Here is a 16,254-nt window from a genome sequence, read left to right on the forward strand (position 1 = left end):
TGGTTTTCCCTTGTTGAGTGATCTTTTGATTTTTTATTGGGCCATGGCGGTCTTGCCGCCATGGTCAGGTGGTGCAGAAGGTGCACCGTCGGCCCCGAACCGGGGACCATCTGGGGACAGCCGAAGCCCAGAGCGCAGGCGCGTGAAGGGCAGATCGGCCGGATTGAGGGGCATCGGCCCCGGCGCGCAGGCGACAAGGATGTCGCGCGCGATGGGGGCAAAGTCTGCTCGGAAATGGGTGGAGCTTTTGACCACCAGCAGGTCCATCTCTTCGGGCGGGATGCCGACAAAGCGAAACATCTCCCGGTCGGCCATCTGGGCGATGCGGCTGGTCACGACGACATGAACACCACCGATGCGCAGACAGGCAGAGGGGCCGAGGTTCAGCGCCGTGCCGCCATAATAGGGGCCGGTCGCGCGCAGCGTCCCGTCAGACAGATGCATCACGGTGGCCGTTGTCTGAAACGGCGCGTCGTTCGTCACGCTGGCATGGCCGCCAAGGGCGACATTAACGTCGGCCCCCACCCCGGCCAGATGGGCCGCTTCGGCGGTGGCGGGGTCGACGATCAAACCGATGGCTGCATTCTGCGCCCCTGCCTTGACCAAGGCGCGCAACATGCCGGTGGTCGCTGAAACGCCCCCCGCGCCGGGATTGTCTTGGGTGTCGGCGATGACGACAGGCCCCCTGCCCGGCCCGGCGGCGCGTGAAAGCGCCTCTGCCACCGCCGCGTCGGGGTCATAGGCTTCGTTCTGTAGAAAAGCGGGCGCTGCCGCCTCATAGGACGCCGCAAGCTTGTCGGCGGCGGCATCGGCGTCGGCCTGAGTTTCGCCATAGGCCACGGCCACGGGGCCACAGTCAGGTATATCCGCGGCTGGAAAGCCCATGAACAGGCTGGCCGATAGCGCCCCGGCAACTTCGCAGGCAGCAACACCCTCATAGATCTCGCGCCCCGGCGACATTTCGGTCGATTGAAACGGGATCGGCACCAGATATGACATCTGGCGAAAGGCCTTGGCCGGGCGCAGGCCCGTGGTCATGATCCGGTCAAGATGGCGGGCCGCAGCGGCGCCGGTTTCGGCCATATCCACATGCGGATAGGTACGAAAGCCGACCAGCACATCGACATTCGAAACAAAATCTTCAGAGATATTGCCATGAAGATCGAGCGCCGTTGCGATGGGCAAATCCGGCCCCACGACCTCGCGCAGACGTCGGACCAACTCGCCCTCTCCGTCGTCGAGATGTTCAGCCACCATGGCGCCGTGCAGGTCCAAAAAGACTCCGTCGAGCGGTCCGGCGTTTCGGATGCCTTCGATGATCTCACCGGCGATCATTTCATAGGCGTCGCGGTTTACATGGGCCGAAGGGATCGCCCCCGCCCAAAGGATCGGAACAATATCCCAGCCTTGGGCCTGCCCAACCCGCAGCGCGCCTGCCATGCCAAGATTTACCTCTTGGAAAGCGGGCAACATCGCCGCGCCGTGCACCATGGGGACATAGCCGCCGCCGCGTTGAAAAGCCTCCATATCCGCTGGATTGGGGGCGAATGTGTTTGTCTCGTGCAGAAAGCCCGCAACAGCGACGCGCATTCCAGAACCACTTCCCAAACCTGTCTCCTTCGCCTTGCTCAGCCCGGCATTTGCGAGCCCGCACCTCTTGAGTATCGTATAGCGATACACCTATAGTGCAGAGCAAGCGTAAGCGGCGCATTAACGATTCGTCAACTACAGGCCATTCATGAGTAGTTTTTTCCGAGAAGACGCCCCGCAGGCGGCGCAGAATCAGGCAGATGACGACCGGTTGTTCGTCCGGGCAGCAGATCGCGCAATGCAGGTGTTGGGAGCCTTTCACCACGCGACCGGGCCGATGACGCTTTCCGACATCGCCAAGACCGCGGGGATCGACCGATCCGCGGCCCAACGATTGGTGCATACGCTCACGAAGAGTGGCTATATCCGGCGCAGCGGGGACGACCGCGGATATCTGCCGGGCATCCGCCTGCTGGATCACACGCTTGATCTGCTGCGGCTCGACCCCGTGGTGCAAAAAGCCACCCCGGTCTTGCTGGAACTGCGCAAATCCCTGCGCGAACGGGTCGACCTGAGCCTCTATGACGAGACGCGCCTGATCTATGCCCTGCGGATGCAAAGCAAACGCGAGACCTTTTTCGCGACACTTGTGGGCCACAGCGTGCCAACATTTTGCACCGCAGGCGGGCGCGCGGCGCTTTCGCATCTTCCCGAAGACGAGGCGCGCGAAATTCTCACCCGCGCGCCGCTGCATCCCTTTACCTCCAGCACCAGGACCGACCCTGAAACGATCATGGCCGAACTCAGCCTCGCCCGCGAAAACCGCTTTGCCGTGGTATGCGATGAATACGCGTTGGGCGAGGTGGCGGTGGGCGTTGCCATAACCGACCGCAACGGCGCCCCTCTCAGCGCCATCCACCTTGCCGGTTCCCTGTCGGAATACACGCCGGAAGAGTTTGTCGCCAAAGCAGCGCCCTTGGCCATCGAAGCCGCCAACGCCATCATGGCCGGATGATCCTGTTTTTGGCCGCCCATGCGGGACCGCTCTGCCCCCAAACACTGGCCAGCCGCGCAGGGGCTGCGAAAAGCCTGCAATATAACCAGCCCCGACGACGCCCACGCATTTCGCCGCGAATTTACTTGCGTTGCTAAATTCTTTCTCCGAAGTTCGCGACATCGGGGCGCGGATGCCGCTTAGAAAAAACGACTGAACGAAAGGAACCGGAATGACCGACAGTAAACCGCTTTGGCAATGGGACGCGCAGGAAATCGCAAGCGCAACCCGCGCAGGAAAACTCTCGGCGGTTGAAGCGACCGAGGCGGCGATTGCGCGCATGGAAGAGGTCAATCCGGCTTTGAACGCGGTGGTCGAGAACCTCGCTGCCGAGGCCCGCGCCGAAGCGGCGGCGCTCGATCAAAGCGGCGCGCCCAAGGGGCCGCTGCACGGTGTTCCGGTCACCATCAAGATCAACGTAGATCAAAAGGGCCACGCCACCAGCAACGGTGTCCCTGCCTTTAAAGATGTCATCGCGCCCGAGGATGCGCCGGTGGTGCGCAATCTCAAACAAGCGGGCGCCATCGTGATCGGGCGCACCAACACGCCGGAATTCTCCTTTCGCGCCGATACCGACAACCCGCTTTATGGGCGCACCTACAACCCTTGGGGGCGGCACCTGTCGGCGGGCGGCTCCTCCGGCGGGGCGGGGGCGGCTGTCATGGCGGGGATCGGCGCGCTGGCGCATGGCAATGACATTGGCGGCTCCCTGCGCTTCCCGGCCTCGGCCAATGGGGCGGTGACGGTAAAGCCCGGTCTGGGCCGGGTGGCCGCATTCAACCCAAGCCAGAAGGCCGAGCGGGGCTTCTTGGCGCAATCCATGTCGGTGCAGGGGCTGATTGCGCGCAGGGCAGCGGACCTGCATCTGTCGATGCCCAGCCTGATCGCCGCGGATGCGCGTGATCCGTTTCACGTGCCCCTGCCGTGGCGTGGCGATGCGATCGAAGGCCCGATCCGCGTGGCCTTTACCCGCGATGATTTCGGCTTTGGCCTGCACCCGGACGTGGCCACCGCCCTCGACAAGGCGGCATCTGCGCTCTCCAATGCAGGCTATGCCGTCGAAGAGGTGGAGCCGCCGCTCGCCTATGAAACCGGGAAAAATGGGTATCGCGCCCTCATGGGCGAAGTCGAGGCCCTGATGGGCGAGGATATCCGGGCCCATGGGTCTGACGATCTGAAGGCGATCTTTGAAAATTACTACACCGAATACCCGCCCTTCAAAGGCAATGAACAACTCGCCATGGTCGCCAAACGCACCCATTACGCGCGCGAATGGTCGTTGTTTCTAGAGGATTACCCCCTCGTGTTGACCCCCTTCATGTTTGCCCCGTTCTTCACAGCCGGGCGCGACACCGAAGGTCTGGAAGGTGTTCGTGAGGTCTTGGGCAAGGGGCTTTGGTCTTTCGTCATGAACTTTACCGGCCTGCCCGCGGGCAACATCCCCACGCATATCGCAGAGCTGCCCAACGGACCGCAGCCCATCGGCGTGCAAATCGCAGGCCGCCGCTGGCGCGAAGATCTTATCGTCGACGCAATGGCGGCGATTGAAGGCGAGATTCCTCCGGTCTGCACCAGATTGTGGGGCAATTGAGGCGATCATCGGGGCTGTAACGCGCCGCAGAAACGGAGCGGCGGCAGCCCCGGCTGAGACCTGATCTGGCGGTACCAAGTGAAGGTCACTGGCGCTTAAACAGCGCCAGTCTTCGCCACTGTGGCAGTTGTCAGCGAGATCGCTGCACAATCACGCAAGCCTTCCGCAAGCGGGGCCAGCAGCGATGTTGATCAGGTGAAGTGCAGAGCCGTCTGACCCTCAGTGGGTCCACGCCCCACGCCGTCCGGTCGCGAAATTCTCGCCATAGCCACCGGCGCGGATGTTGGGCTTGCGCTTGTTGGGCAGTTGCACCTGCGCGTCGATGCCGTGATCGCGGGCGTATTCTTCGGCGGCTTCGCGGGTGTCGAACTGCAAGCGCACTTGGCTCTGCGTATCATCGGACGAGGTCCAGCCCATCAGCGGATCAACGCTGCGCGCTTCCGCGGGCGAAAACTCAAGCAACCAAACACGGGTCTTGGCCGTGCCGGAGGACATCGCTGTACGGGCGGGTTGGTAGATACGTGCGCGCATTTCGGGACTCTCGCTTCAGGAACCTCGGGCTTTATCTAATATTCCGTGCCAAGGGGCAAGGGAATGCAGGATCGTGCAAATAAACCCTACCATGCTGCGGTGCAGAGACTACATGATGACTACCCCATTGGAGTGCACGATATGACCCCCTTTACCTTCTTTGCTTTGCAAAGCCAGTTTGCCGCCTTGGCAGTCGAAACCCAGATCGTGATGTCCCTGCGCCTTTTGGCCATGGCCGGTGCGCTGCCCGCGCGCCCCGGTGAAAATAACCGCATGGTCGCCGAGAAAGGCCCCGCCATGGTTAAAGCCTTCAGCGCCGGGACGCAGGCAATGATGCTGGGCAAAAGCCCCGATCAAGTCATGAACGCCTCGCTCGCGCCCCTTGCCCGCAAGGTGCGACAGAATCGCAAACGGCTGATGAAGTAGCGGCAAAAGCGCCCTCCGCGGCCCCCTGCCCCTTGAACCCCGCGTGAAAGAGGGCACCTATGGGAAGCTTGACGAAGGATACCCGCGATGCCCTATGCCCATTCCGACAAATCCGAGGGGATGCCGATGCTGGCAAACCCCGCGCCAGACGTGCGCAGCCGCCCAAAGCTGGAGGGCGGCCATAAGTTCAAGCTGGTGACCGAGTTCGCTCCGGCGGGCGACCAGCCCACCGCGATCAAGGAATTGACCGAAGGGGTGAACTCGGGCGAGCGCGATCAGGTGCTTCTGGGCGCGACCGGCACGGGCAAGACCTTCACCATGGCCAAGGTGATCGAGGAAACGCAGCGCCCGGCGATCATCCTTGCGCCCAACAAGACGCTGGCGGCGCAGCTTTACGGCGAATTCAAAGGCTTCTTCCCCGACAACGCGGTGGAATATTTCGTCTCATACTACGACTACTACCAGCCCGAAGCCTATGTCGCGCGGTCTGATACCTTCATCGAGAAAGAGAGCCAGATTAACGAACAGATCGACCGGATGCGCCACTCCGCCACCCGCGCGCTGTTGGAGCGTGACGACGTGATCATCGTGGCCTCGGTTTCCTGCATCTACGGCATCGGTAGCGTCGAGACCTACGGCGCGATGACGCAAGACTTGAAAGCGGGCGGCATGTACGACCAGCGCAAGGTGATCGCCGATCTGGTCGCCCAGCAGTACAAGCGCAACGATGCAGCCTTTCAGCGCGGCTCTTTCCGTGTGCGCGGTGATAGCCTTGAAATCTTCCCCGCTCACCTTGATGACCGCGCATGGCGGCTCAGCTTCTTTGGCGAGGAACTGGAAAGCATCACCGAGTTCGACCCGCTGACGGGCGAGAAGACGGACACGTTCGACCAGATCCGCGTCTACGCCAACAGCCACTACGTGACGCCGAAACCGACGATGTCCCAAGCCATCATCGGCATCAAGAAAGAGCTGCGCACCCGGCTCGACCAACTCGTTGCCGATGGCAAGCTGCTGGAAGCGCAGCGGCTGGAACAGCGCACCAATTTCGACATTGAGATGCTAGAGGCCACCGGCGTCTGCAACGGGATCGAGAACTATTCGCGCTATCTGACGGGCCGCGCGCCGGGTGAGCCGCCCCCCACCCTGTTCGAATTCATCCCCGACAGCGCCATCGTCTTTGCCGATGAGAGCCACGTTTCGGTCCCGCAGATCGGTGGCATGTACAAAGGCGACTATCGGCGCAAATTCACGCTGGCCGAACACGGCTTCCGTCTGCCGTCCTGCATGGACAACCGCCCGTTGAAGTTCGAGGAATGGGACGCCATGCGCCCGCAGTCGGTCTTTGTCTCGGCCACGCCCGCGGCATGGGAGATTGAGCAGACCGGCGGTGTGTTTACCGAACAGGTGATCCGCCCCACCGGCCTGCTGGACCCCCAAGTCGAGATCCGGCCCGTCGAAATGCAGGTCGATGATCTGCTAGATGAGGTGCGCAAAGTCGCCGCCGATGGCTACCGCACACTCTGCACCGTGCTGACCAAACGCATGGCCGAAGACCTCACCGAATATATGCACGAACAGGGCATCCGCGTGCGCTACATGCACTCCGACATCGACACGATCGAGAGGATCGAAATTCTGCGCGATCTGCGGCTCGGGGCTTTTGATGTGCTGATCGGGATCAACCTGCTGCGTGAGGGGCTCGACATTCCCGAATGCGGATTGGTGGCCATTCTCGATGCGGACAAAGAAGGCTTCCTGCGCTCGGAAACCTCATTGATTCAAACCATTGGCCGGGCCGCGCGAAACGCCGAAGGCCGGGTCATCATGTATGCCGACCGCATCACCGGTTCGATGGAACGCGCCATGGGCGAGACCGAGCGCCGCCGCGTCAAGCAGATCGCCTATAACGAAGAACACGGCATCACCCCGGCCACGGTCAAGAAGAACGTCGAAGACATCCTTGCCGGGCTCTACAAAGGCGATGTGGACATGAACCGCGTCACCGCCAAAGTCGACAACCCCTTGGCGGGCGGCAACCTTCAAACCGTGCTCGACGGGCTGCGCACCGACATGCGCAAAGCGGCCGAGAACCTTGAGTTCGAAGAGGCCGCAAGGCTGCGCGATGAGGTCAAACGGCTTGAAGCAGTGGATTTGGCCGTGGCCGATGACCCGATGGCCCGGCAGCAGGCGGTGGACCGCGCCGTCGATGCGGCCCAGCAAGCCTCGGGGCGCAGCACCTCTGGCCGTGGCGGAATGCGGGGCGGCAACGTCAAGCGCCGCAAACGGTAACGCAAAAGGGCCGCCCCATGGGGTGGCCCATACGCAGGATCAGAATGTCAGAGCGGCCAAGCTACCGTCGAAGTGCCGCCACCAAGGCCAGCACCAGTGCCGCGCCAATCGCCGCCACGACCAGCAGCAAAAGCAAGCCCCCCGCCGCCACCACCGTGACCCCAAGCGCGGCAAGGATAAAGGGCAGCGCGACGGCGCCCACAACCCCCAGAATGAGGTACAGAAGTCGGTTCCGGCCTGCCACGGCGCCAGCAATCGCCCCGGCGGCAAGCCCGACGACCACAAGTGCGATCAGCGCCACCGCGCCGAGCGTATCAAGAAAGGCTTCCATCGAACGGATCTCCTACATCAGATGAATGGTACGAATGGCACGCCGCACCCCGCGAGGGTCAGCAGCAGGCTAAAAGCGATCAATCGGCGCATCGAGAATTCCCTTTCCAGTCACGGCCAAACCCGCCGTCCCGGCATGAGACCCGATCCGCGCCGCGAAAACAATGGGCTGCGCTGAATAACGCCCCCACAAAAAAAGGGAGGCGATGCCGCCTCCCCCATGTCAGTCGGGAATACCGATCAAATCCAGTAGTAAGGCACGCCATAGTGGTCAAACGTGCGCTCTTGCCACGCGCGGTCGCTGTGCCACTGTTCGGTCCGTTCCGGCGCACCTTTGACCGTGGTCTCGTCGATGTTTGTCCTGAAACCGTCGCGGGCTGGGTCATAGTCCAGCGCGTTCCAAGGCACGGGGTAATGCTCTTCTCCGATGCCAAGAAAACCACCGAAACCCATCACGGCATAGGCAACCTTGCCGGATTTCTTGTCGATCATCAGGTGGTCGATATGGCCGATTTCGGTCCCATCCGCGCTGAAAACGGCAGTGCCGTTCACATTGTCCGAAGAAACCAGCGATGCGGGTGCTGTTGTGTCAGTCATGGCCTGTTCCTCTCATGATTGCTGTAACGACAAAACCCAAGGCGGGCGGCGCCGGTTCCCGTCATGCGGGCGGGCTGGCAAAGATCGGCTCACTTCCGCGCGGCGCGGTTCGGGAACAATTTGGCCCGCGCTTGGGTTGATCACTCAATAGAAACACACGCATTCGAGAGGGATCAAACAATGGAATATGGACTTTTAGGGCTCATCGTCCTCATCGCCGACATCTACGCCATCTATCAGGTCATCACCTCAAACGCCTCGGGCGCTGCCAAAATCGCTTGGGTGTTGGGCATCATCATCCTGCCTGTACTCGGCTTCATCGTCTGGCTGATCGCAGGCCCACGTGGCAACAAAGCTCACGTGTAACAGCCCTGACATAGACGACCCCGAAACCCGGTGCCCTTGGCGCCGGGTTTTTACGTTCGACCGTCCGAAGCAACGATTTGTTAACCGCTATTAACCAAGATCGCCGCAGGAGCCTGCCATGCGATCTGCCTTTTGCCTCACCCTGCTGGCCTGCCAGCTAAGCCCCGTCGCCGCCCCGGCCGGACCATGGCTGCGCGAAGAGGGCACGACCTTTATCTCAAGCTCCTTCTCGGCGACCTATTTCTACGACCTCAGCCAAAGCACCTATATCGAATACGGGCTGCGCGAGACCCTAACCCTCGGCTTCGACCTGAACACCGCCCAAAGCCGCTTTGGCCAGCAAAGCGGCCATGCCACCGTTTTCCTGCGTCTTCCCTTGGGAGAGCCGACCGAATTGGGGCGTTGGGCCTATGACATCGGCGCCGGAGCAAGCTGGTCGGGGGATCTGATCTCTTCCCACCTCAGGGCGGGGCTATCTTGGGGCCGCGGCTTTACCTTGAGCGGGCGAAACGGCTGGCTGACCGTCGATACTTCGGCAAGGTGGGAGTTTGGGTTTTCGCAAGAGGTCATCAAGATCGACAGCACCGCCGGGCTGGACTTTACTCCGGTGACCACCGGCATGGCGCAGGTCTTTCTGACCTACACCGGGGGCGAAACCTACGCCAAATTCGCGCCGTCCATCGTCCTGTCGCCCAGCTTCAGCAAGTACCGCCTGCAATTGGGCAGCGAAATTCCAATCGACGCGCCCGAAAATACCGCCCTCACCCTCAGCCTCTGGCGGGAGTTCTGACAAAAAAGGCCGCGCCGATCTCCGGCAGGGCCCTTCAGAGGTTCAGCAAGCCGCCGGGATCAACGGTTGTCCATCCGCACCATCACCGAGACCTTCCCCTTCACCGGCGTCGGCCAGACCACATGAAGCTGATCCCGATCCGGCCCTTCGGCATGTGTCACGTAAGGCATATCGAACTGCGCCACGTTGTTGCCGTTGCGGATCGCACCATGAGCCACCAGCGCATCGCTGTTCAGCGCCTGCCCCTCGAAAGGCAGATGGCCCGCCGTATCGATCACCCAAGTCTCTGACGGCGTGGACTGCGTGAACTCAATCTCGGCCATATTCTCCACCTGCGTGGTCACCGCATGGAAAGAATTACCCTTCATCACCACGTTCTTGCAGCGCGACAGATCAAGGTCGGCAAAGGTCGTATCCACCCGCTCCGCCCGGTCGATGCTGCCGTTCAGGCTGCGGAAACGGTTGCCGGTGATCGCCACCCCGCTCAGGAAATGCCCCGCGCCATGCGGTTTTACCACGATATAGCTGAACCAAGGCGCCACCTCGCCCGATAGAAAGATATTGTCGCTGATGCTGAGTGCACTGAACGAATAGCCCGAAGTGAAGGCGGGGGTCGGGTCCTGCTCATTCGTCCATTCGATAAAGCAGTTGTCGACGTAATTGCCCGTCACCACCGCGCTGGTATGCGCCGAGGCAAGGATAAGCCCCGCCGAGCGCACACCGTTGTCGACCTCATCCCCTTGAAAGAAGTGATTGCCCGTCACGATGCTGTTGCCCCCCGCCAGCAGCGCGAAATGGCGGAACTTGGTGGCGCGGCAGTCGCGCAGCTTCACGTCGTTGGCGTTGGTGTTGAGTGCGATAGAGGTCCGGTTCGGTACGGTCAGCGCATCCTCCGCCGACAGGAACTGGCAGCGGTCGATCAACATGCCCTGACAGCCCCCGCCGATCGACGTGACACCGCGGTCCTTGGGGCGGCTGACGAAACAGTCGCGCAGGTGAAAGATCAGCCCCGCAGGCGCAAGGTTGATCGCGCTACAGCGGTTGTTGCACTGGAATTCGATGTCGGCCATCACGAACTTCGACAGCGAGGCGAAGCCGCTGAAATCCACCATGTGCTGGAACTTGCGGAAGGTGAAATTCTGCGTCCCCTCCGCATCGTAGAGCGGCGCATTAAGGGTGATCTCCTGCGTGGCGACGTTTTTGGAGCGCACATAGATCTCGCGCCCCACCCCGGTGCCTTCAACCAGCGCACCGACGGGCACATTGGCAATATTGGTCACATTTGTCAGCTTGCGCGCGTCCGAGGCGGCGTAGCGCGCCTGCGAGGTCACCACCACCGTGTCCCAATTGCTGCTCGACGCCGCCTCAAGCTGGCCATTGCGGATCACCCGGCGCGTGGCATAGCTGGTTTTGTCCGGCACCGCCGCCTGCATATCCAGCGGACCGGTCACATTCACCTTGCGCCCGCCCATGTCGAGAGAGTCGTGATCCGCGTTGTTCAGAAGCGCCTGAAACGCTTTGAGAAAAGCGGTCTCTTCGTTTTCGAAGGCTTCGATATAGCTGGGCAGGTCAAAGTTGCGGCGCAGCAGCAGAACGGCCCCCACCGGCATGGTGACATGGCCCTCAAACTTGACCGGCGTGTCAAAGGTGACATCCCCGTTCAGCAGATAATTCCCCGCAGGCACCAAGACCGTGCGCCCGTCGGCGGCAGCATTGGCGGCCTCAAAGGCGGCGGTGTCATCGCTCACCCCATTGCCCACCGCGCCAAAGTCGCGCACATCGACCTGCGCCAACATGTCCCGCAGGAAAACCGAGGTGACATCTTCGATCTCAATATCGTCGATCCGAACCACGCCACCGGTCGGCCCGGTCAGGTCCAGCCCGAAATGGCCATAGACGGCCCCGGTGCCCCAAACCATGTCGACGCCGCCCCGGTCGCCGCTGCCGATGATCGCGCTCACCTCGACCACCTCGCCATAGGTTGTAAGCGTCTCCGCGGGGCCAGCTTCCGTCACACCGCTCACCCGGCCCCCGCCCGATTGCGCCGGGTATCCCGCGATACGCACCGTTGGCAGATTGCCACTGATCGCCTTCACCCGCGCCGTCACCCGTAGGTAACACCCCGGCAGCAGCGTGGTTTGTCCCATGTAGCGCAATTGTTGGGTGCTTTGGGTCTTCAGCAATTCCAGCGCCCCGCCGAAATCCTGATCTGCCGGGACAAAGGCCGCATTTGCCGCGTTCTCATAGGTGTCTGACCCCGGCGTGCCATCGCCGCTTGACCAGACATCCAGACCCGCCGCAAAGGGTGTCGGCATCAGCACCACGCCGTCGGTAATCGCCTTATTCATCGCTTTTCCTTTCCCCGGTCCGCACCTCCCACCGGGGCGCGCCGCTCAACTGCTCTGGCTCGGACAGGCCGAACCGCGAGGTCAGGGAAGTATCAACGATGAGTTAATCGCCGCTTGGCCCGCAGTGCGGGCACCGCGCAACAGCGCTCAGACGTTCGCCCCCGGCGCGTCGAGGATCTGCACCCCTCCAATGCGCCAGCCTGCGTCCGTCTGCTCCATCAGATAGCCCAGCAAATGGGTGAACCCCTTGGGGTCGACAACCTGCACCACCTGATAAAAGCGCGACCCATCCGCGCGACGGTCAAGAAACCGCACCTCGGCAGGGTTCTGCACCATGGGATAGCCGTTGCTTACCATGCTGCGAAAGTTCTCGGGGGTCTGGAAAAAGCGCTGCAAATTCGGCGTGGCGAATTCGAGGGCCGCGGCAAAGTCATCCGCGCGAAAGGCGTCGAATTGGCTGTTGATCGTCTCTTCGATCTCGGCCTGCTGCGCCATAGCACCAAAGCTCAGGAGGGCCGACAGCACCAGCCCTCCGAAAAATGTGAACATCCCTTTACGCATCGCCTTTCCCCCTTTGCCCATATTGAATGATCTAAGTCACGCAGGGGCAGAGGCAAAAGTTTCACGTGTTGGTCAGCTTGCCTTCTAGGGCTGCGTCGATCAGCGCCACGGTCTCATCCACGCCGTAAAGCGCGATAAACCCACCAAATCGCGGCCCTTGGCTGGCCCCCAGCAGCACTTCGTAAAGCGCCGTGAACCAGTCGCGCAGCGGGTCGAAACGCTCTTTGCCGACGGCAAAAACCATGCTCTGCAACGCCTCGGCATCCAGACCACTGTCCCAAACCTTCAGCCGCTCGCGCAGGTCTTCCATCGCTTCGCGCTCCAGATCGCTCGGCGCGCGGAACACTTTCGTCGGTTTGACGAAGTCATTGAAATAGCGCACCGCATGGCCCGCCGCCTGATCCATTCCGGGGTTGTTTTCCGGCGTGGCCTCAGGCGCATAGCGCTGGATAAAGCCCCAAAGCTGCGACTTGTCCTCGGCGCTCGACACGCTCGCAAGGTTCAGCAGCATCGAGAAGGGCACCACCATATCCGACTGGGGCACATCGCCGCCATGGATATGCCAAACCGGGTTGTTGAGCCGCGCCTTGGTGTCCTGCGTCTCATAGGCCCGCAGCTGCTGGTGGTATTCGTCCACCGCCTTGGGGATCACGTCGAAATACATGCGCTTGGCCGTTTTGGGCTTTTGGAACATGAAATACGACAGGCTCTCAGTGCTCGCATAGGTCAGCCACTGGTCGATCGAAATGCCGTTGCCAGAGGATTTTGAGATCTTCTGACCGTTCTCATCAAGGAACAGCTCATAACTGAAATGCTCGGGCTTCTTGCCGCCGAGGATCTCACAGATGCGGTCATAGATCGCGGTATTGGTCGCGTGTTCCTTGCCGTACATCTCAAAGTCGACATCCAGAGCGGCCCAACGTGCGCCGAAATCGGGCTTCCATTGCAGCTTCACATTGCCGCCTGTCACCGGCAGGATCATCTCGGTGCCGTCTTCGTCGTCGAAGGTGATCGTGCCGTCCTTGGCGTTGACCTCTTTCATCGGCACATAAAGCACGCGGCCCGTCTCGGGGTGGATCGGCAGAAAGATCGAATAGGTCTGGCGACGCTCCTCGCGCAGCGACTTCAGCATCACCGCCATGATCTCATCATACTTTTCGCAGGCGCGCAGCAGCACCTCATCGAATTGACCAGAACGATAGAACTCACGCGCGGAATAAAACTCATACTCGAACCCAAAGGTATCGAGGAACCGGCGCAGCATGGCATTGTTGTGGTGGCCAAAGCTCTCATGCGTGCCGAACGGGTCCGGCACCACGGTCAGCGGCTTGTGCATGTGCTCTTTCAGCATGTCCTGCTGCGGCACGTTGCCGGGCACTTTGCGCATGCCATCCAGATCGTCCGAGAAACATACCAGCTTGGTGGGAATATCGCTGATCTCTTCAAAGGCGCGCTTGATCATCGTGGTGCGCAGCACCTCACCAAAGGTCCCGATATGCGGCAAGCCGGAAGGGCCATAGCCCGTCTCGAACAGCACATAGCCCTTCTCTGGCAGTTTCTTGGCATAACGTTTGAGCACCCGGCGCGCTTCTTCAAAGGGCCATGCTTTGCTGCTAAGTGCCGCGTCTCGGGTCTCGGACATGTTAGATCATCCATCTTTTGGCGCCCCTGCGCCCAATGCGCACGGGGTCGCCCGTTCCTATTGCTTCGCACCCTCAGGGTCAATATTCTGCACCGCAACATACCTGTGCAAAGGATACCGCGATGCCCGACACATCTTCCCTCTCGCTCAGCGCCCAAGACAGCCTTGTCGCGCTGATGATCGCGGTCTCGGCCTCGGACGAAGACATTCGTACCGCCGAACTGGTGAAAATCGAATCCGCGCTGAACCTGCTGCCGGTGTTCTCGGGCTACGACAACGACCGCGTCGCGACGATCAGCAAGACGGTCTTTGACCTGTTCGAGCAGGAAGACGGGCTGGATGCCCTTTTTGGCCTGATCCGCGAAGCCCTGCCCGAGCGCTTGAATGAGACCGGCTATGCCCTGGCCTGCGACGTGGCCGCCGCCGATGGCACGCTCGACGAAGCCGAACTGCGCCTGCTGGAAGAGATCCGCTATGAACTCAACATCGACCGACTCCACGCCGCCGCGATTGAGCGCGGCGCGCGGGCGCGGCATCTAACCTAAGCGCGGGTTAGGACTCTTCCAGTACGGCTTCCGGCTCTGCCTCGCCCTCGGCGTCAGGCTCGGGGGCCGTCTGCGTTTCAGGCTCGGCTGCGGCTTCCGGCTCGGGTTTTACGGCCACGTTATACAAAAGCCCCCAACGCTCCAGCAGGCCACGCTGCACACGTTTGGCCCGCCCGTTCCACGTCCGCGCCCCCGGCGGACGCTCCCGTTCCGCCCGGCTGATCTTGGCGCGTTCATCGGTGTTCGCGGTCAAGATCGCAAAGGCCAGCACCCGATCTTCGGGCGTGGTCAAAAACCCGGCCAGCGCCGAGACAAAGTTCAGCGTCCCGGTTTTCGCGTCGATCTTGATCGGATTGTCCCGCTCTGGACGGCCCCGGTCATCGCGCAGATAGACCGGCTTCAGAATAGGCCGCAGCCCGGTGCCGTGAATGCGCGCCAGCCCCCCGGCCATGTCATGCACGGTCATCTTGCTGTCATCGCCAAGGCCCGAGTGGTCGATCATCGCCGGTCTTTCCATGCCCAGCTCCTCGACCGCCCATTTGTTCATCTCCGCCGCCGAGGCCCGCAGGCTGGGCACCGTCCCCAGCCGTTTGGCGCTGGCGGCCAAGCCGACCATCTCTGCCGTGAGGTTGGTGGAATATTCCAGCATATCCTTCAGGATCGGCCGCAACTTGGCACTGCGATGGGTGACGAGGGTCTCCCCTTCGGGCAGCGCTTCGGCCAGTTCCGCATCGCCCAACTTGATGCCGTGGCTGCGGGCAATCGTCGCGAAGATATCACCCGCATAGACGCCGGGCCGCCGGATCGGCAGCCAACGCGCGCCGCCCGAGCCCAAGGCGCTCTTTGCCACGGTCCAGACATCGCGGTCGGGTTTGTTCTCATAGGTGTAAACCGGTCCGCTTCGATCGACGACTTCCATCGTCGCGGCGCGCACCGCAGGCGCATAACGCCCCGCGCGGCCCTCCATCGTCACGTCATAACCACCGCCACTGCGTTTCCATTCGAAATGCACACGGTTGTAATTCAGCGCGATGCCCGAAACGCCGGGGTTATAGCCCACGTGGTCGGGCTGTTCGGGATCAATCGCAAAGGTCGCGGGAAATGCGCCCTCATAGACCTTGAACGTGCCCTTTACGCCAATGATGCCCGCCTCTTTCAACTCTTCGGCCATCTGTCCCAGATCGTCGCTGTCGAGCGTCGGGTCACCCCCGCCAACGAGGATCAGATCGCCCTGCACCTCGCCGTTGACCACACCGCCGGTCGCCAGCAACCGCGTCTCGAAAACGTGATCAGGGCCCAGTTGATCCAGCGCATAAAGCGCGGTGATCGCCTTGATGCTGCTGGCGGGCGGGATGCCATCGGTGGCGTTGGACGCCTCCAGCCAGATTCCGCTTTCGACATCGACCACGGCAAAGGCGACAGTGCCGCTGATCCCGCTGTCTGCGATGATCTCGGAAACGTTTGGAATGACCTGTTTATACAGGTCGTCATCACGCCCCAGGGGGCGCAACGAAGTGGTCGGGGACTCGGCCCAAGCAGAGGCCGCCACCATCGCAGCAGCGGCCGTTCCAAGGAAAATGCGTCGTGTAAAACTCTGGCTCATGGGCTTGATATAAACCCCATGCGGCGTTCGGCCACAACCTGTCTGACA

General features: G+C 61.6%; 15 protein-coding genes. 7 read left to right on the forward strand and 8 right to left on the reverse strand.

Features of this window, described 5'->3' with window-relative positions; translation table 11 throughout:
* Positions 1–33: 33 nt before the first annotated feature.
* Entirely contained in the window at positions 34–1,590 is a 1,557-nt protein-coding gene (locus J3456_RS11430) for a M81 family metallopeptidase (protein ID WP_349580361.1), read from the reverse strand.
* Between the two features lie 148 nt (positions 1,591–1,738).
* Between J3456_RS11430 and J3456_RS11435 the strand changes: the two genes are divergently transcribed.
* Positions 1,739–2,545 (forward strand): IclR family transcriptional regulator, encoded by an 807-nt coding sequence (locus tag J3456_RS11435; RefSeq protein ID WP_349580362.1) that lies wholly within the window; start codon positions 1,739–1,741, stop codon positions 2,543–2,545.
* Between the two features lie 211 nt (positions 2,546–2,756).
* Complete coding sequence (locus J3456_RS11440; protein ID WP_349580363.1) at positions 2,757–4,175, forward strand: amidase; 1,419 nt, start codon at positions 2,757–2,759, stop codon at positions 4,173–4,175.
* Between the two features lie 219 nt (positions 4,176–4,394).
* Here J3456_RS11440 and J3456_RS11445 read toward each other — a convergent pair whose 3' ends face one another.
* Positions 4,395–4,706, reverse strand: coding sequence for an ETC complex I subunit (locus tag J3456_RS11445; protein ID WP_067622040.1), 312 nt, complete (start codon positions 4,704–4,706; stop codon positions 4,395–4,397).
* Between the two features lie 63 nt (positions 4,707–4,769).
* Here J3456_RS11445 and J3456_RS11450 point away from each other — a divergent pair, with 63 nt between their 5' ends.
* Both J3456_RS11450 and uvrB read left to right on the forward strand, forming a co-directional pair.
* Positions 4,770–5,132, forward strand: coding sequence for an antifreeze protein (locus tag J3456_RS11450; protein WP_349580364.1), 363 nt, complete (start codon positions 4,770–4,772; stop codon positions 5,130–5,132).
* Between the two features lie 87 nt (positions 5,133–5,219).
* Positions 5,220–7,424 carry an excinuclease ABC subunit UvrB gene (gene uvrB / locus J3456_RS11455; protein ID WP_120350182.1) on the forward strand — a complete coding sequence of 735 codons (2,205 nt, stop codon included), beginning with the start codon at positions 5,220–5,222 and terminating at the stop codon, positions 7,422–7,424.
* Positions 7,425–7,485: 61 nt separating this feature from the next.
* On the opposite strand, the gene J3456_RS11460 is transcribed toward uvrB, so the two are convergent.
* Together J3456_RS11460 and J3456_RS11465 are read right to left on the reverse strand one after the other, a co-directional pair.
* The gene (locus J3456_RS11460) at positions 7,486–7,755 is read right to left on the reverse strand and encodes a hypothetical protein (protein ID WP_067622034.1); all 270 of its coding nucleotides are present in this window, start codon (positions 7,753–7,755) and stop codon (positions 7,486–7,488) included.
* A 239-nt stretch (positions 7,756–7,994) separates the two neighbouring features.
* Entirely contained in the window at positions 7,995–8,351 is a 357-nt protein-coding gene (locus J3456_RS11465) for a PRC-barrel domain-containing protein (protein WP_349580365.1), read from the reverse strand.
* Positions 8,352–8,531: 180 nt separating this feature from the next.
* Between J3456_RS11465 and J3456_RS11470 the strand changes: the two genes are divergently transcribed.
* Together J3456_RS11470 and J3456_RS11475 are read left to right on the forward strand one after the other, a co-directional pair.
* Positions 8,532–8,717, forward strand: coding sequence for a PLDc N-terminal domain-containing protein (locus tag J3456_RS11470; RefSeq protein WP_067622028.1), 186 nt, complete (start codon positions 8,532–8,534; stop codon positions 8,715–8,717).
* Between the two features lie 118 nt (positions 8,718–8,835).
* Positions 8,836–9,507, forward strand: a complete 672-nt coding sequence (locus J3456_RS11475) for a hypothetical protein (RefSeq protein WP_349580366.1) — start codon at positions 8,836–8,838, stop codon at positions 9,505–9,507.
* Between the two features lie 59 nt (positions 9,508–9,566).
* Here J3456_RS11475 and J3456_RS11480 read toward each other — a convergent pair whose 3' ends face one another.
* From J3456_RS11480 to J3456_RS11490, 3 genes are all read right to left on the reverse strand, one after another.
* Positions 9,567–11,855, reverse strand: a complete 2,289-nt coding sequence (locus tag J3456_RS11480) for a glycosyl hydrolase family 28-related protein (protein WP_349580367.1) — start codon at positions 11,853–11,855, stop codon at positions 9,567–9,569.
* Between the two features lie 147 nt (positions 11,856–12,002).
* A complete protein-coding gene (locus J3456_RS11485; RefSeq protein WP_067941556.1) occupies positions 12,003–12,404 on the reverse strand; it encodes a DUF4864 domain-containing protein in 402 nt (133 codons plus the stop codon).
* A gap of 73 nt (positions 12,405–12,477) precedes the next feature.
* Positions 12,478–14,058: a lysine--tRNA ligase gene (locus J3456_RS11490; protein WP_349580368.1), complete on the reverse strand. Its 1,581-nt coding sequence runs from the start codon at positions 14,056–14,058 to the stop codon at positions 12,478–12,480.
* Between the two features lie 122 nt (positions 14,059–14,180).
* Here J3456_RS11490 and J3456_RS11495 point away from each other — a divergent pair, with 122 nt between their 5' ends.
* Entirely contained in the window at positions 14,181–14,603 is a 423-nt protein-coding gene (locus J3456_RS11495; RefSeq protein WP_259947520.1) for a tellurite resistance TerB family protein, read from the forward strand.
* Between the two features lie 7 nt (positions 14,604–14,610).
* On the opposite strand, the gene dacB is transcribed toward J3456_RS11495, so the two are convergent.
* Complete coding sequence (gene dacB, locus J3456_RS11500; protein WP_349580369.1) at positions 14,611–16,206, reverse strand: D-alanyl-D-alanine carboxypeptidase/D-alanyl-D-alanine endopeptidase; 1,596 nt, start codon at positions 16,204–16,206, stop codon at positions 14,611–14,613.
* Positions 16,207–16,254: the final 48 nt, after the last annotated feature.

This window comes from Sulfitobacter sp. NFXS29, from assembly GCF_040148765.1.
Taxonomy (GTDB): Bacteria; Pseudomonadota; Alphaproteobacteria; order Rhodobacterales; family Rhodobacteraceae; genus Sulfitobacter.